The organism is Micromonospora sp. C97, assembly GCF_018070385.1.
Taxonomy (GTDB): domain Bacteria; phylum Actinomycetota; class Actinomycetes; order Mycobacteriales; family Micromonosporaceae; genus Micromonospora; species Micromonospora parva.
Map to the genome: position 1 here is coordinate 160,327 of NZ_JAGPXU010000009.1, position 21,525 is coordinate 181,851.

At 71.0% G+C, this 21,525-nt stretch carries 18 protein-coding genes and 1 tRNA gene; 6 read left to right on the forward strand and 13 right to left on the reverse strand.

What is annotated here, in order from left to right; translation table 11 throughout:
- Nucleotides 1-34 precede the first annotated feature (34 nt).
- From KBX26_RS15370 to KBX26_RS15380, 3 genes are all read right to left on the reverse strand, one after another.
- Entirely contained in the window at nt 35-370 is a 336-nt protein-coding gene (locus tag KBX26_RS15370) for a hypothetical protein (protein WP_210865721.1), read from the reverse strand.
- A gap of 118 nt (nt 371-488) precedes the next feature.
- Nucleotides 489-560 (reverse strand) — tRNA-Val (locus KBX26_RS15375).
- A 50-nt stretch (nt 561-610) separates the two neighbouring features.
- On the reverse strand, nt 611-1,234 hold the full coding sequence (locus tag KBX26_RS15380; RefSeq protein WP_374224296.1) for a TIGR02611 family protein: 624 nt from the start codon (nt 1,232-1,234) through the stop codon (nt 611-613).
- A 294-nt stretch (nt 1,235-1,528) separates the two neighbouring features.
- Here KBX26_RS15380 and KBX26_RS15385 point away from each other — a divergent pair, with 294 nt between their 5' ends.
- A complete protein-coding gene (locus KBX26_RS15385) occupies nt 1,529-1,960 on the forward strand; it encodes an SsgA family sporulation/cell division regulator (RefSeq protein WP_007457244.1) in 432 nt (143 codons plus the stop codon).
- Between the two features lie 115 nt (nt 1,961-2,075).
- On the opposite strand, the gene KBX26_RS15390 is transcribed toward KBX26_RS15385, so the two are convergent.
- The gene (locus tag KBX26_RS15390) at nt 2,076-2,852 is read right to left on the reverse strand and encodes a glucose 1-dehydrogenase (RefSeq protein WP_210865722.1); all 777 of its coding nucleotides are present in this window, start codon (nt 2,850-2,852) and stop codon (nt 2,076-2,078) included.
- Between the two features lie 203 nt (nt 2,853-3,055).
- Here KBX26_RS15390 and KBX26_RS15395 point away from each other — a divergent pair, with 203 nt between their 5' ends.
- Nucleotides 3,056-4,048 (forward strand): helix-turn-helix transcriptional regulator, encoded by a 993-nt coding sequence (locus KBX26_RS15395; RefSeq protein ID WP_210865723.1) that lies wholly within the window; start codon nt 3,056-3,058, stop codon nt 4,046-4,048.
- Nucleotides 4,049-4,055: 7 nt separating this feature from the next.
- Nucleotides 4,056-4,511: an Rrf2 family transcriptional regulator gene (locus tag KBX26_RS15400; RefSeq protein WP_030333674.1), complete on the forward strand. Its 456-nt coding sequence runs from the start codon at nt 4,056-4,058 to the stop codon at nt 4,509-4,511.
- Between the two features lie 21 nt (nt 4,512-4,532).
- On the opposite strand, the gene KBX26_RS15405 is transcribed toward KBX26_RS15400, so the two are convergent.
- From KBX26_RS15405 to KBX26_RS15440, 8 genes are all read right to left on the reverse strand, one after another.
- Nucleotides 4,533-5,498 carry an acetylxylan esterase gene (locus tag KBX26_RS15405; protein ID WP_210865724.1) on the reverse strand — a complete coding sequence of 322 codons (966 nt, stop codon included), beginning with the start codon at nt 5,496-5,498 and terminating at the stop codon, nt 4,533-4,535.
- Between the two features lie 27 nt (nt 5,499-5,525).
- Entirely contained in the window at nt 5,526-6,224 is a 699-nt protein-coding gene (locus KBX26_RS15410) for an N-acetylmannosamine-6-phosphate 2-epimerase (RefSeq protein ID WP_030333671.1), read from the reverse strand.
- On the reverse strand, nt 6,221-7,156 hold the full coding sequence (locus tag KBX26_RS15415) for an ROK family protein (protein ID WP_210865725.1): 936 nt from the start codon (nt 7,154-7,156) through the stop codon (nt 6,221-6,223). Before KBX26_RS15415 ends, KBX26_RS15410 begins: the two co-directional genes overlap by 4 nt.
- Nucleotides 7,157-7,158: 2 nt before the next feature.
- Nucleotides 7,159-8,097 carry a dihydrodipicolinate synthase family protein gene (locus tag KBX26_RS15420; RefSeq protein ID WP_210863453.1) on the reverse strand — a complete coding sequence of 313 codons (939 nt, stop codon included), beginning with the start codon at nt 8,095-8,097 and terminating at the stop codon, nt 7,159-7,161.
- Nucleotides 8,094-9,161, reverse strand: coding sequence for an ABC transporter ATP-binding protein (locus tag KBX26_RS15425; protein ID WP_210865726.1), 1,068 nt, complete (start codon nt 9,159-9,161; stop codon nt 8,094-8,096). Before KBX26_RS15425 ends, KBX26_RS15420 begins: the two co-directional genes overlap by 4 nt.
- Nucleotides 9,158-11,116, reverse strand: a complete 1,959-nt coding sequence (locus KBX26_RS15430; RefSeq protein WP_210865727.1) for a dipeptide/oligopeptide/nickel ABC transporter permease/ATP-binding protein — start codon at nt 11,114-11,116, stop codon at nt 9,158-9,160. The genes KBX26_RS15425 and KBX26_RS15430 overlap by 4 nt, the downstream gene beginning before the upstream one ends.
- Nucleotides 11,116-12,072, reverse strand: coding sequence for an ABC transporter permease (locus KBX26_RS15435; RefSeq protein ID WP_210865728.1), 957 nt, complete (start codon nt 12,070-12,072; stop codon nt 11,116-11,118). Before KBX26_RS15435 ends, KBX26_RS15430 begins: the two co-directional genes overlap by 1 nt.
- A gap of 105 nt (nt 12,073-12,177) precedes the next feature.
- Nucleotides 12,178-13,803, reverse strand: coding sequence for an ABC transporter substrate-binding protein (locus KBX26_RS15440; protein WP_030333658.1), 1,626 nt, complete (start codon nt 13,801-13,803; stop codon nt 12,178-12,180).
- A gap of 138 nt (nt 13,804-13,941) precedes the next feature.
- Here KBX26_RS15440 and KBX26_RS15445 point away from each other — a divergent pair, with 138 nt between their 5' ends.
- Entirely contained in the window at nt 13,942-14,673 is a 732-nt protein-coding gene (locus KBX26_RS15445) for a FadR/GntR family transcriptional regulator (protein WP_030333656.1), read from the forward strand.
- Between the two features lie 143 nt (nt 14,674-14,816).
- Here KBX26_RS15445 and KBX26_RS15450 read toward each other — a convergent pair whose 3' ends face one another.
- Nucleotides 14,817-15,488 (reverse strand): FadR/GntR family transcriptional regulator, encoded by a 672-nt coding sequence (locus KBX26_RS15450; RefSeq protein ID WP_030333654.1) that lies wholly within the window; start codon nt 15,486-15,488, stop codon nt 14,817-14,819.
- Between the two features lie 469 nt (nt 15,489-15,957).
- Between KBX26_RS15450 and KBX26_RS15455 the strand changes: the two genes are divergently transcribed.
- Nucleotides 15,958-18,672, forward strand: coding sequence for a glycoside hydrolase N-terminal domain-containing protein (locus KBX26_RS15455; protein ID WP_307857820.1), 2,715 nt, complete (start codon nt 15,958-15,960; stop codon nt 18,670-18,672).
- A gap of 65 nt (nt 18,673-18,737) precedes the next feature.
- Nucleotides 18,738-21,524, forward strand: a complete 2,787-nt coding sequence (locus tag KBX26_RS15460) for an alpha-L-fucosidase (protein ID WP_210865730.1) — start codon at nt 18,738-18,740, stop codon at nt 21,522-21,524.
- Nucleotide 21,525: the final 1 nt, after the last annotated feature.

The following is a 21,525-nucleotide window of genomic DNA, read 5'->3' on the forward strand; positions in this document are numbered from 1 at the left end:
CGGCCAGGCCGGGCAGCGGTGACCTGATGCTCCTTCAGCTTTCGCTCGCGTTGACGCCTGGCAGGTCGAGGTAGGCCAGCAGCCGCAGAACTCCGGCGAGGTGTTGCAGGTCGTGCCAGAGCACCGGCACGTCGTCTGCCGGACGGCGCAGCAGTGCCTGTAGCTCTGCCACGTCGTCACTACTCTGTCCGACATCGATCCCCGATTCCGGATCGCCTCTCAGCTCGAACGCGGTCTCCAGGTCGACGTTCCAGTAGAGGTCGACACCGACCCCCGAAAGATCGATCTCCGCGCCGAACCGCTCCTCCACCATGTCCAGCAGCACGCCGCACACCCGGCGAAGGTCTTGGACCCTCAGCACGTCCGTCACGTTCACCGCCCTCCCGGCAGCGCCACACACCCCGGTTGCTGTACTTAGCTGCTGTACGACAGCAGAAAGGCCACCTCCCGAACCCGGGAAGCGGCCTCTGACTTGCGAGAACTGAGAGTGGGCGATGCTGGTATCGAACCAGCGACCTCTTCGGTGTGAACGAAGCGCTCTCCCACTGAGCTAATCGCCCTCAGCGCCTGTGACTCTACCCGATCGTGGAACCGGACCGGAAATCCGGGGTCAGTGCGTCGCGAGGTACCGCATCGCTTCGGCGACCACGTCGATGCCGAGGCTGTACTTGAGGGACAGCCAGACCACCGTGGCCACGAAGACCAGGCCGACGGAGCCGAGCACGAGTCGCACCGCCAGCGACTGTCTCGTCACCCAGCGCGTCCAGCCGTGGACGTGGCGGCGGGTGAAGCCGAGCAGCCGGCGGGCCCAGTGGTATTCGACGGCCCAGATGCCCAGGCCGGCGATGACCAGCAGCCAGCCCGGCCCGGGGAGCGGGATGAGGGCGATGCCGATGGTCACCACCAGCGCCCCGGCGATCGCGATGAAGATCTTGAGGGCGATCCGGCCGGTGGGGTTGGCGCGGATGAGGTCGAGGGTCAGTGAGATCCGCTCGCGCCAGCGGGGGCGGCGCGGTGGGTCCTGCACGGCGACGACGCCGCCACCGGCATCGCTGCCGCGATCCGCACCGGCGCCACCACGACGACCGGCGCCGGCGTCATCGCCACCGGAACGACCGGCGTCGGACGCCGGCCGACCGGCCCGTTCGGGCTGCTTCATCGGCACTCCGTACCCCCGCTTTTCGGCTGCTCGGACCGCGACTTTCGGCGGGCCGGGCGCCGCCGCCGCATCCAATGAGGATTGCTTCGTCACCATTTCACCCCCCAGTGTCGCTCGGGCCCGTCACTGCAACGGCCGACTGGACGTTACCGGAGTAAGTCGACGACTGAGCCACCCGATGCCGGGCGGGATCACGCACTGGGCAGAACCGGAAATCCTACATGAATGCTCACATTCACGCGGCCTTTCCGTCCCCCTTCCCACCACTGGGTGAAGTCAGCGTATGGCGGAGCGTAGCCAGGAGTAGCACCTGAGTATGGGAAAAGCGGGACACGCGCGTTCCGCAGCGGTGCCGGGGGGAGAACGTCCATGAGTGTCATCCGACCGACGACCGTAGAGGTCGAGACGTCGCTAAGGCTCGTCGCACCTGACGCCACCGCCTTGCCGGTGCGTGCCAGTCTGCGTTACGACCCTGCTGACCCGTATGCGGTCCATGTCCTGTTCCATGCCGAATCGGCCGGGGGCGAGGCGGTGAGTTGGTCGTTCGCTCGCGAACTTCTGGTCACCGGCCTGGACGAGCCGGCCGGCATCGGGGATGTGCGGGTCTGGCCCTGGGCCACACCGCGCGGCGATTTCGTCGCGCTGGCCCTCTCGTCACCGGACGGCAACGCCCTCTTCGAGGTGCCGCGCAGCGTCCTGGTGCGTTTCCTTCGACGGACCTACGTCGTCGTCCCGCGCGGCCGTGAGGCCGAGCACCTGGACGTCGACACGGCGGTGAACCGGCTGCTCGCCGGTCGCTGACCAACCGAAAACTGCAACACCGGCCACACCGGGGCCGCGCGGATCTGCCGAGTCCGCGCGGCCCCGGCACACGCCCATCGGGTACGCGGACAGCGCGCCCCGGGTCGGCCGGTGCTCAGCCGTGCGTGGTGATGCCGCCGTCGACGGGGATGACCGCGCCGGTGAGGTACGCGCCGGCGCGTGACGAGAGGTAGATGGCCGTGCCGGCCATGTCGTCGGGGCGTCCGATGCGGCCCAGTGGCACCTGCTGCTCGATGGCGGCCCGGCTCGCCGGGTCGTCGAGCGCGAACGCCATCATCTTGCTCTCGAACGGGCCGGGCGCTATCGCGTTGACGGTGATCTGCTCGCCGGCGAGCTGGTGGGCGAGGCTGCGGGTGAGCATGTGCACGGCCGCCTTGGTGGCCGAGTACGCGTACACCTCCATCATCGGCACCCGGATGCCGTCGATCGACCCGATGTTGATCACGCGGGCCGGGTCGTCGGCGCTGGCGGCGGCGCGCAGCGCCGGCAGCAGCGCGGTGGTGAGCCGGAAGACGGCCTTGACGTTGACCGCCCAGAGCTTGTCGAACGCGGCCTCGGGGTAGTCCTCCAGCGGTGCGCCCCAGGTCGCGCCCGCGTTGTTGACCAGCACGTCGAGCCGACCGAAGCGCTCGCGCACGGCGGCGGCGAGCGTCTCGGCGCCGGCGTCGTCGCTGAGGTCGGCGGGGATGGCCTCGCAGCGTCCCTCGGCGGAGAGGGTGGTGGCGACCGCCTCGCAGACGTCCGCCTTACGCGACGAGATGATCACGTGCGCGCCGGCCCGGACGAAACCCTGGGCGATCATCAGCCCGATCCCCCGCGACCCGCCGGTGACCAGGACCGTCTTACCTTCGACCGAGAACAGCTGCGTCATGCCCATCCCATCGCGAGTCGGCGGGGGCCGCCGGCCGGTCGGGGTGACCGGCGAGTGCCGGGTGGACCGCGGACCGGCGGCGCTACCGTCGGGTAACGTAGCCCGGCCGCCAGGACCGGGACAAGCCCGGGACACACCGCGGATTCCGCTCCGAACGGTGACCGGGATGCGGTGACCTGCGGTTCGGGCTACCGTCGCAGGCGATGGTCTCCACCGATCCCTCTCCCGCGCCATCGATCGGAGCGGCGTCTCGCGTGCCCGACGAGATAGCCACGTTCGCGCTGGCCGACCTTGCCGGCGACCCGGGCTGGCGTCGGCCGGTGATCGTCGAGCGGGAGCTGTTGATTCTCACCACCCGCGGGCACGGCGACGCCGAGCTCGACTTTCACCTGCTGCTGTGCCGGCCCGGCACGCTGCTGCGGGTCCGCCCCGGCCAGGTGCTGCGTTGCGCCGGCCCCCAGTTCGACGCCACGGTGGTCGCCTGGGATCCCGAGGCGCTGCGCGACTTCGACGTCGACCTGAGCGCCACCGCGACCTGGCGGCAGTTGGCCGGTGAGGACGAGGACGCGGTGATCAGCGAGGTGAGCCAGTTGGCGGTGGACTGTCGGCGGCACCCCGACGGTCCCACCGCCCGCGTGCTGCTCCGGCACCAGCTGGCCGTGCTGCTGCTGCGGCTGGCCCTGCCGCACGCCGACCGGCCGTCGTCGCGGCCCGAGGACGAGACGTTTCACCGGTTCCGCCGCGAGGTGGAGCACGGCTATGCGCACACCCGGCGGGTCGAGGACTACGCGGCCGAGCTGGGCTGCTCCGTGCGGACCCTGACCCGGGCCTGCCTGGCCGTCACCGGGCGCAGCGCCAAGCAGGTCATCGACGAGCGGGTCGCGTTGCAGGCCGGCCGGTTACTCGCCACCACGGATCTGCCGATCGCCGAGATCGGCCGGCGGCTCGGCTTCTCCGAACCCACCAACTTCGGCCGCTTCTTCACCCGCGAAATCGGCGTCAGCCCCGGCGCGTTCCGGGCCGCACGGGACCAACCGGCGGCCAATCGGGTGATCCGACAGCGACCGCCGGCCGAGTCGACGGCCGCCAACGGGGGCAGATTCCGCCTCGGCAGCGCCGGTGACTCCGCCAACGGTGAGCACCCGATGAGACCACTGCCGCCCGCCGGAGGGCCGGGCGTCACCGGCCGGGCATGATGACAGGGTGCAGATCTCCGCGCGCGGCGACTACGCGGTACGGGCGGCGTTGAGCCTCGCCACCGCGTACCCCTCGCTGCTGTCCACCCAGGCCATCGCCGCGGAGCAGGACATGCCCCGCAAGTTCCTGGAGGCGGTCCTGGCTGATCTGCGCCGGGCCGGCATCGTCCGCGCCCAACGCGGCGCCGAGGGCGGCTACACCCTCGCCCGCCCGCCCCGTGAGGTGACGGTCGGCGCGGTGCTGCGCGCAGTTGAGGGCCCCCTGGCCGGGGTACGCGGGCTGCGCCCGGAGGAGACCCGCTACGAAGGCTCGGCGGAGAACCTGCCCGGCCTGTGGGTGGCCGTCCGGGCGGCGGTGCGGCGGGTCGTCGACGAGGTGAGCCTCGCCGAGATCGTCAGCGGTCGGCTGCCCGCGCACGTCCGCAAGCTCACCGCGCTGCCCGACGCGTGGGAGCCGCGCTGACACCAGCCGCCGGCCACCGCCTCAGCGGCCGAAGAGCTTGTGCAGCCAGGCGAGCTGTTCGAGCTGCTGGTGCGCCTCGCCACCCTCGTGGTCGTTGAACTCGTACACGCGCACGTCCTTGTCGCCCCCGTAGCGGTGGTAGGCGGCGAAGCAGGTCGAGGGTGGGCAGATCCGGTCCATCATCGCGACGGAGAACAGCGCGGGCGCTGTCGCGCCGGGTGCGAGCACCGCGGCGTCGACGTACGACAACGTGCGGAACACCTCGCCGCTCTGGTCGCGGTGCAGCGCGAGATACTCGGCGACCTCACCGTAGGGGCCCTCGGTGGCGACCCGCACGGCGCGCGGGAAGTCACACAGGAACGGCACGTCGGGCATGACCGCCGCCACGCCCGGGAACAACGCGGCCACCGCCAGCGACAGGCCCCCTCCCTGGCTGATGCCGGTGACGACGACCCGGTCGGGGTCGACGGCGGGATGCTCCTGGGCGGCCTGGGCGAACCGGACCGCGTCGGTGATCAGCCTGCGGTAGTAGAAGTCCTCCGGGCTGGTGACCCCACGGGTGAGGAACCCCGGAACGGTACCCGCCGGGTACCGGTGCGCATCGGCGGTGCTGCCGGGCGCGGCACTCCAGCCCTGCCCCCGGGTGTCCATGATGAGGTGCGCGAAGCCCGCCGAGGCCCAGAAGAGCTTCTCGTGCGGCAGGCCCCGGCCCCGGCCGTACCCGAGGTACTCGACCACGCACGCCAGCGGCCCGGTGGCGGTCGCCGGCAGGTGCAGCCAGCCGTGCACCGGCTCGCCGCCGAAGCCGGGAACGGTGACGGAGAAGGTGCGGATCTGGGTGAGCCCGGTGTCGACCGGCTCGTACGTCGCCGCGGCGGCCGGGGCGGCACCGAGCGTCCGCTCCCAGAACGCGTGCAGGTCCTCCGGGACGGTCAGGTCGGGTCGGTACGCCCAGCAGTCGGCGACGGTGAGATCGCTCAAAGCCACAGCTCGGCCTCCACGGCAGCAGGATTGTCAGATGTTCGTGGGGGTGGGTGCGACGCTCGCCATCGCCGCCGCGAACCACCCGGTGATGGTGCTGGGATGGGTGATCGCCGTACCCACCACCACCGTCCACGCCCCGGCCCGCAGCGCCTGGGCCGCGTGGGCCGGTGTGTGGATCCGGCCCTCCGCGACCACCGGCACGTCGACCGAGCTGGCGAGCCGGGCCACCAGGTCCAGGTCCGGGCCGGGCTGCTTGCTGGTGTACGCGGTGTAGCCGGACAGGGTGGTGCCGACCAGGTCGGCACCCGCCGCCGCGGCGTCGATCCCCTCGGCGAGGGTGGAACAGTCGGCCATCACCAGAGCCCCGGTCAGCTGGTGGACGGCGGCGATGGTGTCGGCGAGGGTGCGGCCGTCCGGCCGGGGTCGCGCGGTGCCGTCGAGGGCGACGATGTGCGCGCCGGCCCGCGCCACCGACAGCGCGTGCTCCAGCGTGGGGGTGATGAAGACGTCGTCGTCCCCGTCCTTCCACAGCCCGATCAGTGGCAGGTCGACCGCCCCCCGGATGGCCGAGATGTCCGCCAGGCCCTGGGCGCGGATGCCGGCGGCGCCCCCGTGGGCGGCGGCGAGGGCCACCCGGCGCATCGTGTCCGGGCTGCGCATCGGCTCGCCCGGGTACGCCTGGCAGGAGACGACGAGGCGGTGCCGGAGCTGCGCGATCAGCGTGTTCATGCGGTGCCCTCCCAGGCGAGTGCGGCGGCGCCGAGAAGTGGGGCGTCCGATCCGAGGGTCGAGGCCAGGACGGGCACGTCGTCCAGGACGGGCAACGTCTCCCGCCGTACGGCGTCGCGCAGCGCCTGCCACCAGGCGTCGCCGAGGCCGGCGACACCGCCGCCGATGACGACGACAGCGGGGTCGAGCATGTTGACCAGCCCGCCGACCGCCGAGCCGACGGCGGCCCCGCCCAGCAGGACCACCTCCCGGGCGATCGGGTCGCCGTCTGCCGCGCGTACGGCCACCGCGCGCAGGTCACCGACCGGCTGGCCGGTCCGCCGCGCGTACTCCTCGGCCAGGCCGGGCCCGGAGGCGATCGCCTCCAGGTGCCCCTGCCCGCCGCAGGTGCACCGCAACCGCCCGGCGTACGGCGAGGGTTGGTGGCCGGCGTGGCCGGCGGCGGAGTGGGCACCGGTCAGCGCGCTGCCCTCGACGACGAAGGAGGCACCGATACCGGTGCCGACCGCGATGAGGAGCAGCGTCTGGTGGCCGGCCGCCGCGCCGTGCCGCGCCTCGCCGAGGGCGTGCGCGTGCACGTCGTTGATGGCGGTGACGGGCAGGTCGAGCAGGGCCCGCAGCCGGCCGCTCAGGTCGGTGCCGGCCCACCCGGCCAGGGCGTCGGTGGCCGACAGCACCCGACCCGTCCGGTGGTCGATCACCCCGGCGCTGCCGACGCCGAGCGCACTGACGCGGGTTCCCGTCGCCCTCGCCCGCAGCCGAGCGACGAGGTCGGCCGCGGTGTCGATGATGGCGGTCGCCCCGGCCCGGCCGGGGGTGGGGACGGTGATCCGGTCGACGACCTCACCCTGGCGGGTCACCAGGGCGGCGGCCGTCTTGGTGCCCCCGATGTCGAGCGCGGCGACAACCGGGGGCGTGCGTACCTCGGACATGGTTAGAGCAGTCCCGCCAGTTCCAGGTGGCCCCGCACCCGCGCCGTCTCGTCCGCGTCGAGCGGTCGGAGCGGAAGCGACACGGCGTTGCTGTCGATGACGCCGAGCAGGGCCAGGGCGGTCTTGAACGCGCCCACGCCCCGGGTCGCCCCCGCCGCCGTCGCCGGGTCGGCAGCGTCGACGATCCGGAACAACCGGGTCAGTCGGTCCTGCTCCGCGCGGGCGGTGTCCCAGTCGGCGGCCACGCAGGCCCGGTGCAGTCGCACGTAACCCTCCGGGTCCACGTTGCCCAGGCCGGGGACGGAACCGGAGGCACCGGCGAGCATCATCGCGTCGACCACCACCTCGTGGCCGGTCAACAGGCTGAAGCCGGCGTCCGGCGCGTGTTCCGCGATGGACAGCACCAGCTGGCGGAAGGAGACGTCGTCGCCGCTGGAATCCTTGACGCCCGCGAGGACGCCCTCCACGGCGAGCCGGCTCAGCAGACCCGGCGACAGCTTGGTGTGCACGCAGACCGGAATGTCGTACGCCAGCAGCGGCAGCTCGACCGACGCGGCGAGCGACCGGAAGTGCCGCTCGACCTCGTGCGGGCCGACGATGGCGTAGAAGGGGGCGGTGGCCACCAGCCCGTCGACACCCAGCCGCGTCGACGCGTCGGCCCGGTCGAGCACCCGACGGGTGGTCGGCTCGATGCACCCGGCGATGACGGGTACGGTCCCGCCGACGGTCTTCACCACGGTTTCCAGAGCCTGGTCCCGCTGACTGTCGGTGAGGAACACCGTCTCGCCGGAGCTGCCGAGGGCGAAGATGCCGTCGACGCCGGCGGCGAGCATCCGCTCGACGAGCCGCTCAAGCGAGGCGACGTCGACAGCGCCCTCCTCGGTCAGGGGGGTGACGACCGGCGGCACGACTCCGGCGAACCGCGGGGCAGGGGTGGTCACGCTGACTCCTCGACATGTAGGGGGGTGGTGCGACCGGTCGACGCTCGGGCGAGCTCGACCAGTTCGGCGTTGCTGGATCCCGCGGGAACGGGGTGGTAGCACCGGAACTCGTGGTAACCGGCGCCACCGTCGCCCGTCGTGGGTGGTGGCATCTCGATGGCGCAGCCGTCAGTGGCCTTCCAGCAGCGGGTGCGGAACGGGCAGCCGGTGGGCGGGCGGGTCGCGAGCGGGACGGGGCCGACGAGCGGGATCGGGTCGAGCGGCGAGAGCAGCCCCGGCGTGGCGGAGAAGAGCGCCCGGGTGTACGGGTGCTGGGCGACCTCGGGGAGCCCGGCGGCGGGTGTCTGCTCCACGATCCGGCCGAGGTACATGGTGACCACCCGGTCACTGATCCGCTTGACCGTCTGGATGTCGTGCGAGACGAAGACCATGGCCAGGTTCAGCCGCTCCTTGAGGTCCAGGAGCAGGTTGAGGATCTGCGCCCGGACCGACACGTCGAGGGCGCTGGTCGGCTCGTCGGCGATGACCAGCCCCGGCTCCAGGGCCAGGGCACGCGCGATGGACACCCGCTGGCGTTGGCCACCGGAGAGCTGGCTGGGCAGCACGTCGGCGACCGACCGGGGCAGCCCCACCAGAGCCATCAGTTCCCTGACCCGCTCCTCGCGGGTGGTGCGGGTGCCGCGACGGTGCACGTCGAGCGGGTCGCGCAGGATGTCGCGGACCGGCATCCGCCGGTTCAGCGACGTGGCCGGATCCTGGAAGATCATGCCGACGCCGGCGCCGATGTGCAGTCGGCGTTCCGCCGCGCTCATCGACCACACGTCCTTGCCGGCGAAGGCGACAGTGCCGCTCGTCGGCCGTTGCAGGCCCACCAGCACCTTGGCCATCGTGGACTTGCCGCAGCCGGACTCGCCGACGACGCCGATCGTCTCGCCGGCACGCACGCTCAGGTCCGCGCCGGTGAGGGCGTACACCCGCTCGCGGCCGAACAGGCCACCCCCTCGGGTGCGGTGGACCACGTGCACGTCACGCAGTTCGACGATCGACTCGTGGGACGCGCTCATCGGGTCAGCTCCTCTTCCCTGACGGTGACGGCCGGGTGGTGGCAGGCGTACCGGTGGGCGGCGTCGCCCTCCAGCCGGGGCGTCTGTTCCCGGCAGACCTCGCTGGCCATCGGGCAGCGGTCGGCGAACCGGCACCCCGCCGGGAAGTCGGCTGGCGACGGCACCACACCGCGGATCTGGGTGAGCCGGTCCGCGCCGGCCTCCAGGGACAGCACGGAACCGAGAAGTCCACGCGCGTAGTGGTGCGCCGGCGCGCCGACCACGTCGGCGGTGACGCCGCTCTCGACGATCTGCCCGCCGTACATCACCACGACCCGGTCCGCGACGTCGCTGACCAGCGCGAGATCGTGGCTGACCAGGATCAGCGCGAAGCCGAGCTGGCCGCGCAGCCGCAGCAGCAGCTCCATGACCTGCGCCTGGACCGTGACGTCGAGCGCGGTGGTCGGCTCGTCGGCGATGATGAGCCGCGGGTCCCGGGACAGCGCCATCGCGATCACGACACGCTGCCGCTGCCCACCGGAGAGTTCGTGCGGGTACGCGGACAGGGTGCGCTGCGCGTCCAGACCGACCAGTTCCATCAGCTCCTGGGCCGACCGGGTGCCGCCACGGCTGATCATCTGCGCGAGCTGGGGGCCGATGCGCAGTGACGGGTTCAACGCCGAGAGGGCGTCCTGGTAGACCATCGCGATCTCGCGCCCCATCAGGGCACGGCGTCGTTTGGTGCTCACCGTCAGCAGGTCGGTGCCCGCGAAGCGGACCTCGCCGCGTACCCGGGCGCCCTGCGGCAGCAGGCCCATCACGGCGAGGGAGGTCAGCGACTTGCCGGAGCCGGACTCCCCCACCAGGCCGAGGACCTCGCCGGGGCGCACGTCGAAGGTCAGGTCGTCGACGATGTCGACGCCGCGGTGGCGCCCCTCGAACCCGATCGACAGGTTGCGGACCTCCAGGACGGGCTCGCCCTGCGGGAGCGGGCGGGCCCGCTCGCGCAGCCGCTGCGCCGCCTCGGCCAGGCCGGGCAGTTGCACCACCTCACCGGAGCCGGGCTGCGCCTCCTCCTGCGCGTCGCCCTTCTTCGTGGTGGTGGCGCGCCGCGCCGCCGGGGCGGCCCAGGCGTCGGACATCCCCTCGGAGAGCACGTTCAGGGCGAGCACGGTGAGCAGGATCAGCAGGCCGGGGAAGAACGTGGCCCACCAGCCACCGATCTGGACCATCTCCTTGCCGAAGGCGATCACCGAGCCCCACGAGGACGCCGCCTCCTGGGGTGCCAGCCCGCCACCGATGAAGGAGAGCGACGCCTCGAACACGATGGCGTCGGCGACCATGACGGTGACGAAGACGAGGATCGGGGCGGCGCAGTTGCGCAGGATGTGCCGCCAGAGGATGTGCGGTCGCCGCGCGCCGATGATCCGTTCGGCCGCGACGTAGTCCTCGCGGTACTGCGAGAGCACGTTGGCGCGCACGATCCGCGCGATCGACGGCACGAAGACGAAGCCGATCGCGACCACGAGGACCACGAGGCTGTTCTTGCCGAACGAGATGATCAGCAGGGCGGAGAGCACGATGGCGGGGAAGGCCATGACGACGTCGAGGCAGCGCATCACCACCTCGTCGACGGCGGGCCGGCTGGTTCCGGCCAGCGCGCCCAGGATGGCGCCGACCACCAGGGCGATACCGGCGCTGCCGAAGCCCACGATCAACGACCGTCGGGTGCCGGCGACCAGCCGCGAGAACACGTCGCGTCCGAGCTTGTCCAGGCCGAACCAGTAGTCACCGTTCGGCCCGGTGAGCGCGGGACCGAGCCCGGCCTGCGCGGGGTCGTGCCGCAGGATCAGCGGCGCGAAGATGCCCACGACGACGATGAGCAGGACGAAGCTCAGTGCGATCCGGGCCGTGACGCTGAGCCGTTTGAAGGCGATGCCGGGGGCCGACAGCCGGGCGGTGAGTGTGCGACGCATCAGTGGGCTCCGCGCAGTCGAGGGTTGGCGAAGAGGTAGAGGATGTCGACCACCAGGTTCACGAGGACGAAGCAGATGGCGATGGTCAGCACGGTGCCCTGCGCGAGGGCTGTGTCGTTCTGCTGCACCGCGCTCATGATCTGGGTGCCCATGCCGGGCAACGAGAAGATCGCCTCGATCACGACGGTGCCGCCCAGCAGGTAGCCGATCCGCAGGCCCAGCACGGTGAGCGGGTTGACGAGCGCGTTGCGCAGCACGTTGCGTCCGATCACCACGCGGGGCGGCAGCCCGGCGCCGATGGCGGTACGCACGTAGTCCTTGTCGAGCTCCTCGACCATGGACGTGCGCACGATTCTGGCCAGTGAGCAGCCGACCGGCACGGCGAGCGCCAGCGCGGGCATGGCGAGGGACTGCAACCAGAGGGAGAACGAGTCGACGGGGTTGACGTACCCACCGGTCGGGAAGACGGGGCGGCGGACCGACAGCTCCTGGATGAGCAGGAGGGCGAGCCAGAACGACGGCATGGCGATGCCGGCCATCGAGACGAACCGGATGACCTGGTCGGGCCAGCGGTCGCGGTACAGCGCGGCGGGGATACCGAGGGCCAGCGCGATGACCAGCGCGCCGACGATCCCGAGGGCCGTCAGCTGGATCGTCAGCGGCAGCGCGGTGGCGATCTTGTCGGCGACCGGGACGGACGGCGGGAAGGTCACGCCGAGATCACCCCGGAGCAGGTCACCCAGGAAGTGCAGGTAGCGCAGGGGCAGCGGGTCGTCGAGCCCGTTGGCGGCCTTGAACGCGGCCACCTGTGCGGGGGTCGCCTGGTCACCGAGGACGGACAGCGCGGGATCGATCGGGGAGAACTGCATGATCACGAATACGAAGATCGTGATGCCCAGCACCAGCGGTATCAGGGTCAGGAGTCGTCGCGTGACCAGGCTCAGAACGCTCAGCATGGTGTCTTTCTCTCGTCGAGGGCCGCCGGGACGTCCCGCCCAGCCCGAGGGACAGGGGCTGGGCGGGACGCGGAGGGGTCGGGGTCCGGGCCCCCGAGGCGGAGCTCAGCCCTTTCGGCTGGAGCCCAGGAAGTACAGACCGGTGGTCGCCGCGCCCGAGAAGTCGGAGAGCTTCGCCGGGTCGTACGCGGTGACGACCTTGGTGTGCAGGATCGGGTACAGCGGGGCCTCGTCGGCCACCTTGTCCAGGGCCTGCTTCCACAGCGCCTTGCGGGCCGCCTCGTCGGAGGTCTGCGCCGCCTTGTCGAGCAGCTCGGCCATGGCCTTACGGTCCGCGGCGCTCCACCGGTAACGCTGCCCCGGCCAGGTCTCGCCGTAGTAGAACCAGCGCATCAGCAGGTCGGTGTCGACGCCGAAGACGCTGGGGTCACCGGTGGCCATCAGCACCCGGAAGGTGTCCTTCGGAACGATGTCACCGTAGATGGCCGAGGACGGCACCGTGTTCAGGCTGGCGGTGACGCCGATCTTCTTCCACTGCTCGATGACCAGCGGCGCGACGTCCTTCACTACCGAGTTGTCGGTGGTGTCGAGCTGGAACGACAGGTTCGTGACACCGGCCTCCTGAAGCAGGCTCTTGGCCTTCTCCAGGTTGTAGTCGTAGACGGTGGCGGCCTTCTGGTAGTCCTTGTTGCCCTCGTCCAGGTAGCTCGTCGCCGGGGTGCCGTAGCCGTTGAGGGCGGTCTTGATGACCTCGTCCTTGTTGATCGCGTAGTGCAGCGCCTGGCGCACCCGCTTGTCACTGAACGGCGCCGCCGACGAGTTGAACATGAGGAAGACCTGGTTGAAGGCCTGCTTCACATCGACGGTGTACTTGTCCTTGAGCGAGTCGACGTTCAGGTACGGCACCGACTCGATGGCCTGGACACGACCGCCCTGCAGGTCCGACACCCTGGCGGAGGCCTCGGAGGTGGTGTTCCAGGTCATCGTCTCGACCTTGGCCGGACGCGGGCCGTTGTAGTTCGGGTTCGTGCTGAGCTTGACGCCCGATTCCTTGGACGCGCTGTCCAGCTTGAACGGGCCGGAGCCGATCGGCGCCGTGTCGAACGCCTTCGACGCGGCCGGGTCGGCGGTCTTCGCCTTCGGCAGCACCTTGATGACGGCGATCCGCTCGGCGAACAGGGCGAACGGGTACTTGAGCTTGAACTCGGCCGTCGTCGCGTCCTTGGCGGTCACCGAGTCGATGAACGACACGAACCCCTGCATCAGCGGCGGGGCCTTGGGGTCGGCCGGCTTCAGCACGCGGGTGAAGGACCAGGCGACGTCCTCGGCGGTGACGGGGGTGCCGTCGGAGAACTTGGCGCCGTCGCGCACCGCCACCGTGTAGGTGAGCCCGTCGGCGCTGGCCACCGGGTCTTCCTTGGCGAGCGCGCGGTAAGGTTCCCGGGTAACCGGGTCAAGATCGATCAGGCCCTCGAAGATGTGCTGGTTGACCGCCGTCGCCACCGCCGACGAGGCGTTCCCCGGGTCGAACCCGCTAGAGAGGGTGAACGCGAGGGTGGTCTCGATGGACTTCTTCCCCCCGCTTCCCTCGACGGCGTTGGTCGAGGCCGGGCCGCCGCTGCAGGCGACGAGTCCGAGAGCGAGGGTTGCCGCGGTGGACGCGACTGCCAACGAACGGAGCCGGCGCGGGGGGCAGCGCCGACTCTCCTTTGGCTCAATGGTGGTGCTCACGTAGCTGCCTCCATAGGCTCTTCATGCGCTCGCGGTGCTGCTCGCGCTGAGGGATTCGAAGATAATGGGGTCTGACGTCAGACATCTGATGCCGATAGGGTGAGCGTGTCAGATCCGTGAACGAAGGGCAAGTGGCAGATGACGACCATTGACGCATCCCCGCTACGCGGTGCGGAGCGCCCCGGTCCCCGCCGGCAGGAGGTGGGGGCCAAGATCAAGGAGTACATCCTGCGCAACCGCCTCAAGCCGGGGGACATCCTGCCCACCGAGGCGGAGCTGTGCGAGGCGGTGGGCGCGAGCCGCTCAAGCGTCCGCGAGGCCGTCAAGATTCTCTCCGCCCTCGACATCGTCGAGGTGCGGCACGGGCACGGCACCTTCGTCGGCCGCATGTCCCTCGCCGCGCTCGTGGAGGGCCTGACCTTCCGCGGCCTGCTCAGCGGCGAGGAGGACCATCACGTGCTGGGGCAGGTCGTCGACGTCCGGCAGACCCTCGAACAGGGGCTGGCGGCCCAGGTCATCGCCGTCCTCGACAGCGAGCACCAGGCCGCCCTCTCCGCGCTCGCCGACGAGATGGAGAGCCTGGCCGCCCAGGGCATGGACTTCCTCGACGTCGACCGAGCCTTCCACGTGAAGCTGCTGGAACCCCTCGGCAACGACCTGATCCTCCAGCTGACCGAGGCGTTCTGGCAGGTGCAGGCCATCGTCGCTCCGACGCTGCGCACCGAGCCGGAGGACCGGTTGATCACCGCCCAGCGGCACCGGGCGATCGTGCAGGCGGTCGCCGCCGGGGACGTGGCGCGTCTGCAGGCTGCCATCGCCGAGCACTACGCGCCCATCCGGGCCAGCATCGCCCGCGTCGTGCGGGCCTGACGTCGGGCACCCGCCGTCCATCCGCGGTCCAGCGGCGGCGCACCGTCCCCTGTGTCTCGTACACAGGAGACCGTCGCCGCCCTGAGACGTTCGACGAACCGTCACCGCAGCGCCGGGATCGCCGCGGCACCGAGCGGGATCGGTCACAGTGCCCGGCGGAGCCACTCCTCGACACCGGCGACGTGCACTGTGGCCCAGGAGCGCGCCAGATCGGCCTGCCCGGCCGTGATCGCGTCGACGATCGCCTGGTGCTGCTCACGGGTTCGGGTGACGGCGCCCTCCTGGGTGACACCACGCCAGATGCGGGCCCGGGTGGTGGAGCCGGAGAGCCCGTCAAGCAGCGAGCACAGCACGGCGTTTCCGGCGCCGACGGCGATCTGGCGGTGGAATTCCAGGTCGTTGGCGACCAGCGTCTCCACGTCGCTGGTGTCGCCGACGTCGTCGAGGACGGCCTGAAGGTTGGCGATCGCCTCGGCACCCATCCGTTGCGCTGCCAACGCCGTGGCGGCGGGCTCGAGGATCCGCCGGACCTCCAGGAACTCCAGCACGGTGTCGTCGCGGTGGAAATCCACGACGAAGCCGAGCATGTCGAGCAGCAACTGTGGGGCGAGGCTGGTGACATAGGTGCCGTCGCCCTGGCGGACGTCCAGGACACGGATGATGGACAGCGCCTTCACCGCTTCCCGTAGGGAGTTGCGGGACAGGCCGAGCCGGCGGGCCAGGTCCGCCTCCTTGGGCAGTCGATCGCCGGGGCCGAGTTCGCCCGAGGTGATCATGTTCTTGATCTTGCCGATCGCCTCGTCGGTGAGCGCCATCGCTGCCTCCGGGTAGGGGTGAGCCGTTGCCGTGACCGGGAGGATTACACCCTGAGCTGGCAGACGCGCGCGGCGGTGCCCCCGCCCGCAGCTGCCGGCGAGCAGGCAGATCGGCAGTCGAAAGCCGTGACGCCGGCCCCCGCCCCGGGGCCGGTCAGGTCAACCCACAGGACCAGCCGCCTCCCGCAAACATCGGGTGTTTCCGCGTCTACGACCTCCGACATCTGATGTGTACCAGGTGTTCGCCCATCCGGCAACAGATCGAGATGACCTGACGGGCTGCCCGTCAAGGTCGCCGCCTCTCCGCAAGTCAGCGCATCATGTGGACGAATCCGATCCATTGACAAAAATAAACATCCCATGTTAACTCCTCTCACATAGAGGAGGCCCTATGTTCGAGACCGGCAGTTTCCGGACGGTCCTGCGGGCCGCAGCCGCATCCCTTCTCGTGGCCGCGTGCCTGACGTCTGTGTCCGTCAGCGCGGCTCCAGCCGGGGCCGCCGCCAGCGACCCCGCCCTCGCGCTCTGGTACGACGAACCCGCCGCCAACTGGGAGAGCAACGCGCTGCCGGTGGGCAACGGCGCGCTCGGCGCCATGATCTTCGGGGGCGTCCAGACCGAACGCCTTCAGCTCAACGAGAAGAGCCTGTGGACGGGTGGACCCGGCGCCACCGGATACCACCACGGCAACTGGACGTCACCACGGCCCGGAGCCCTGGCCGCCGTGCAGGCCCAGATCGACCGGGACGGACGGATGGCGCCCGGCGCGGTCGCCACCGCGCTCGGGCAACCGGCGACCGGGTTCGGCTCCTACCAGAACCTCGCCGACATGTACCTCGACATGACCGGCGCCCCGGCCACCGTGAGCGACTACCGACGCGAGCTGGACCTCGCCGAGGGCACCGCCCGCGTCGCGTACTCCCACGGCGGGGTGACCTACCAGCGGGAGTACTTCGCCAGCTACCCGCGCAACGTGATCGCCTCCCGGCTCTCGGCCAGCCAGACCGGGAAGGTCTCCTTCGTCCTGCGTCCCGTCTCGGCCCAGTCCGGCAGCGCCGTGACGGTGGCCAACGGCCGGATCACCACCCGGGGCGCACTGCCCGGCAACGGGCTGATCCACGAGACCCAGTACCGGGTGGTGACCACCGGCGGCACCCGGACCGACGGCACCGACCGGATCACCGTCACCGGCGCCGACTCGGCGTTCATCGTGCTGTCCGCCGCGACGTCGTACGCCGACACCTACCCCACCTACCGCGGCGCCGACCCGCACAGCCGGGTCACCCAGGCGGTCGACGGCGCGGCGGCCTCCACCTGGACGGCACTGCGCACGGCACATCTCGCCGACTACAAGAACCTCTTCGACCGCGTCCGGCTCAACGTGGGCGGGCAGATGCCGAACATCCCGACCGACGAACTGCGGTCGGCGTACACGGGCGCCGCCGGACGGGCCCAGGACCGGGCACTGGAGTCGCTGTACTTCTCCTTCGGCCGGTATCTGCTCATCGCGTCGTCGCGCGGTGGCTCGCTGCCGGCCAACCTCCAGGGCATCTGGAACAACTCCAACAACCCGCCCTGGCAGGCCGACTACCACACCAACATCAACGTCCAGATGAACTACTGGCCGGCGGAGACCACGAACCTCACCGAGACCGCCACGCCGCTGTTCGACTTCATCGACGCGCTGCGGGCACCCGGCCGGGCCACCGCGCAGAACATCTACGGCACGACCGGCTGGGTCACCCACCTCAGCACCAACCCGTGCGGCTTCACCGGCGTGCAGGACTGGGCCACCGCCTTCTGGTTCCCGGAGGCTGCCGCGTGGTTGTGCCAGCACCTCTACGAGCACTACCGCTTCACCCGCGACACCACGTTCCTGCGCGATCAGGCGTACCCGGCGATGAAGGAGGCCGCCGAGTTCTGGCGGGCCAACCTGCGGGTCGACCCGCGCGACGGCAAACTGGTCGTGACGCCCAGCTACTCGCCCGAGCAGGGTGATTTCTCGGCCGGCGCGGCGATGAGCGAGCAGATCGTGTGGGACCTGCTCACCAACACCATCGAGGCGAGCAGCACGCTCGGCGTCGACACCACGCTGCGGGCGCAGTGGCAGAGCACGCTGAGCAAGCTCGACCCCGGCCTGCGGGTCGGTTCCTGGGGCCAGTTGCAGGAGTGGAAGGCGGACTGGGACAGCCCCACGAACGACCACCGGCACGTCTCGCACCTGTACGCCCTGCACCCGGGCCGGCAGATCTCGCCGCTGACCACCCCGGCCCTGGCTAACGCCGCCAAGGTGTCCCTCACCGCACGCGGCGACGGTGGCACCGGCTGGAGCAAGGCCTGGAAGATCAATTTCTGGGCTCGGCTGCTCGACGGCGACCACGCCCACAAGATGCTCAGCGAGCAGCTCAAGAGCAGCACGCTCGCCAACCTGTTCGACACCCACCCGCCGTTCCAGATCGACGGCAACTTCGGGGCCACCGCCGGAATGGCGGAGATGCTGTTGCAGAGCCAGAACGGCGTCGTTGACGTCCTGCCCGCCGTGCCGGCGGCCTGGCCCACCGGCTCGGTCAGCGGTCTGCGGGCACGCGGCAACGTCACTGTGGACACCGAGTGGCGCAACCGGCTGGCCACGCGGATCACGTTGACCGCCGGCAGCGGCGGCACCCTGACGGTTCGTAACCCGATGCTGGCGACCGCGTCGCTGGTCGACCTGACCACCAACCAGACCGTGCCGGTGACCCGATCGGGCAGCCAGGTGACGTTCACAGCCGTGGCCGGGCACCGCTACCAGGCCGTCTCCACGGCCGCGACCGGCACGATCGCCGGTGTGGCGAGTGGACGCTGCGTCGACGTGCCGGGTGCGGCCACCGCCGACGGGACCGCCCTCATCCTGTGGGACTGCTCCGGAGCGGCCAACCAGGTCTGGACCCGCGAGGCCGACAACACCATCCGTAACCGTGGCAAGTGCCTCGCCGCCGCGAGCACCACCAACGGTGCCGCCGCAACCATCACCACCTGCGGCACCGCCACCAGCCAACGATGGACGTACGACACCACCGCGAGAACCCTGCGCAACCAGGCCACCGGCACCTGCCTCGACGCCAACGGCGGCGGCACCACCAACAACACCGCCGTCATCCTCTGGCCCTGCACCACCGCCACCAACCAGCAGTGGCTGATGTAGCGCCGGGCCCAGCCGCCACCCAACCGCACCGCCCCTCCCTGCCCGTTCCCGGAGAGGACACCACCATGACCCGTACCCTGCGCCGCCATCCCGCGCGCGCGAGCGGTGCCGCCCTGGCCGCTCTGGCAGTGCTCGCCACCTGCCTGGTCCAGCTCACCCCACCGGCGGCACCGGCCGCCGCCGCCCCGGGGAACGCCACGATCACGGGGGTGGCCAGTGGGCGCTGCGTCGACGTGCCCGGCGGTGCCACCACCGACGGCACCGCCCTCATCCTCTGGGACTGCTCCGCCGCCACCAACCAGATCTGGACCCGCGAGGCCGACAACACCATCCGTAACCGTGGCAAGTGCCTCGCCGCCGCCAGCACCACCAACGGTGCCGCAGCGACCATCACCACCTGCGGCACCGCCACCAACCAACGATGGACCTACGACACCACCGCGAGAACCCTGCGCAACCAGGCCACCGGCACCTGCCTCGACGCCAACGGCGGCGGCACCACCAACAACACCGCCGTCATCCTCTGGCCCTGCGGCACGGCCACCAACCAGCAGTGGCGCGTCGCCGCCGCCGACTACCAACCGCTTCTCGACGTCGGCTTCAGCGGCACCTTCACCTCCACCACCGGTTACACGCCGTCGACGGGTGAGCTGGTCGACGGGCAGCTCACCCGACTGGCCGGCAGCGAGACGATCAGCGGTTCGGCCGTCACGCTCACCGGGGGTGGCACCGGCGTCGGGTTCTCCCCACGAATCCCGGTGACCAGCACGAAGTACGTCAACCGGAGCCTGCTGGCCGAGGCGGTGGTACGCCGCCAGAGCGCCGCCACGCTGAGCTTCGACACGGTGCTCAGCCTCGCCGGCGGGGGCTACTACCGCTACGCCAGCGGCTCGCAGACCACCACCGAGTTCGGTATGTACGGACCGGACGCGCCGTACCACGACACCCGGCAGAGCGGGCCGAACCTGGCCGACACGCAGGACACCCACGTGGCGTTGGCCTACGAGTACGTGAGCGACACCGCGGCCCGGCTCGTCGCGTACGTCAACGGCTGCCAGGTGGGCAGCACCGTCACCACGCCGGTGGCCGCGGCCAACGCCTCGCAGGGCCTGCTGACCTTCGGCAACGACGCCGGAACCCGTAACCGTGGCTGGCACGGCACTGTGGACGCCATCGCCCTCGCGACGATGACCGGCGCCGCCGGTCCGGTCGACTTCCAGCTCGACGCGCCGGTCTGCGGGGGCACCCCGCCGCCGCCCGGCTGCGCGGGCGACCCGGGCAGCAGCGGCCCGGTCACCCCGGCCACCGTCATCACCGTCGAGCGGTGCGACACCCTCGACCGGATCCGGCAGAAGGCGGCCCAGGTCACCCCGTCGGCCGCCCAACTGGCCTGGCAGCAACGGGAACTGACGGCGTTCCTGCACTACGGCATGAACACCTTCACCGACGTCGAGTGGGGCAGCGGGAACGAGGACCCGGCCCAGTTCAACCCGACGACAGTCAACCCCGCCCAGTGGATAGATGTGCTCAAGCGCAACGGGTTCAAGCAGGTCATCCTCACCGTCAAGCACCACGACGGGTTCCTGCTCTACCCGTCGCGCTACAGCACCCACTCGGTGCGCAGCAGCCCCTGGTGGGGTCGTACCAGCCAGAGCGACATCCTGCGGGCCACCGTCGACGCCGCCCGCGCGGCAGGTCTCGCCGTCGGCTTCTACCTCTCCCCCGCCGACGGCGCGGAGATCCCGGGCCGACGCGGTGGCGACCGGTTCGGCAACGGCAGCGCCAAACGGAGCGTCACCATCCCCACGCTCGTCGCCGGGGACACCCGCACCCCGACTCAGACGTACGCGTACCAGGCCGACGACTACAACGCCTACTTCCTCAACCAGCTCTACGAGCTGCTCACCGAGTACGGGCCGATGGCCGAGGTGTGGTTCGACGGCGCCAACCCGTACACCGCGTACCCGCAGCCGTACCAGGTCGGTGACTGGTACCGGCTGATCCGGGCCCTGCAACCGAACGCCACGATCGCGATCAACGGGCCGGACGTGCGCTGGGTCGGTTCCGAGTCCGGGGCGTTCCGGGCCGACGAGTGGAGCGCGCTGCCGTTCCGGGGCACCGATCCCGGTGCGCTCAACCGGGACGACGACATGCTCACCGGTGCCGCGTCGAGTGACCTGGGTTCCAGCGCGCTGATCGGCCGCAACCTGGGCTCGATCACCTACCTGTCGTGGTACCCGGCCGAGGCGGACGTGTCGATCCGGCCCGGCTGGTTCTGGCACTCCGGCCAGAACGGCTCGGTCAAGCAGCCGGCCGCCCTGATGCAGCTCTACGAGAACGCGGTGGGCCGCAACGCCAACCTGCTGCTCAACGTCCCGCCGAACCGGGCCGGCGTGATCGACGCGCCGGACGTCAGCGCCCTCGACGGGTTCGGCACCGCGCAACGCGCCCGGTACGGCCGGGAGCTGTTCGCCAAGGCGGGTGCGACCGGCACCCACGCCGCCCTCACCGACGCGGCCCTGGGCACGTCCTGGTCGCCCTCGGGCGGCGCCCTCACCGGCGCGGTCGAGCTGACGGCCTGCCGGGCCCGCACGTTCGACCGGGTCCTGGTGCAGGAGTCGGTCGGCAACGGCCAGCGCGTCGAGGCGTTCGCCGTGGACGCCTGGATCAACGGGGGCTGGCAACAGGTCGCCGCCGCCGCGACGGTCGGCTACAAGCGGATCGTTGCGCTGTCCACCGCCGTGACGAGTGACCGGCTGCGGCTGCGGGTCACCGCCGCGCGCGGCGTACCGCAGATCGCGACGCTCACCGCGTACGCGACCGACAGCACCGCCAACCCGGCGTCCTGCTGAT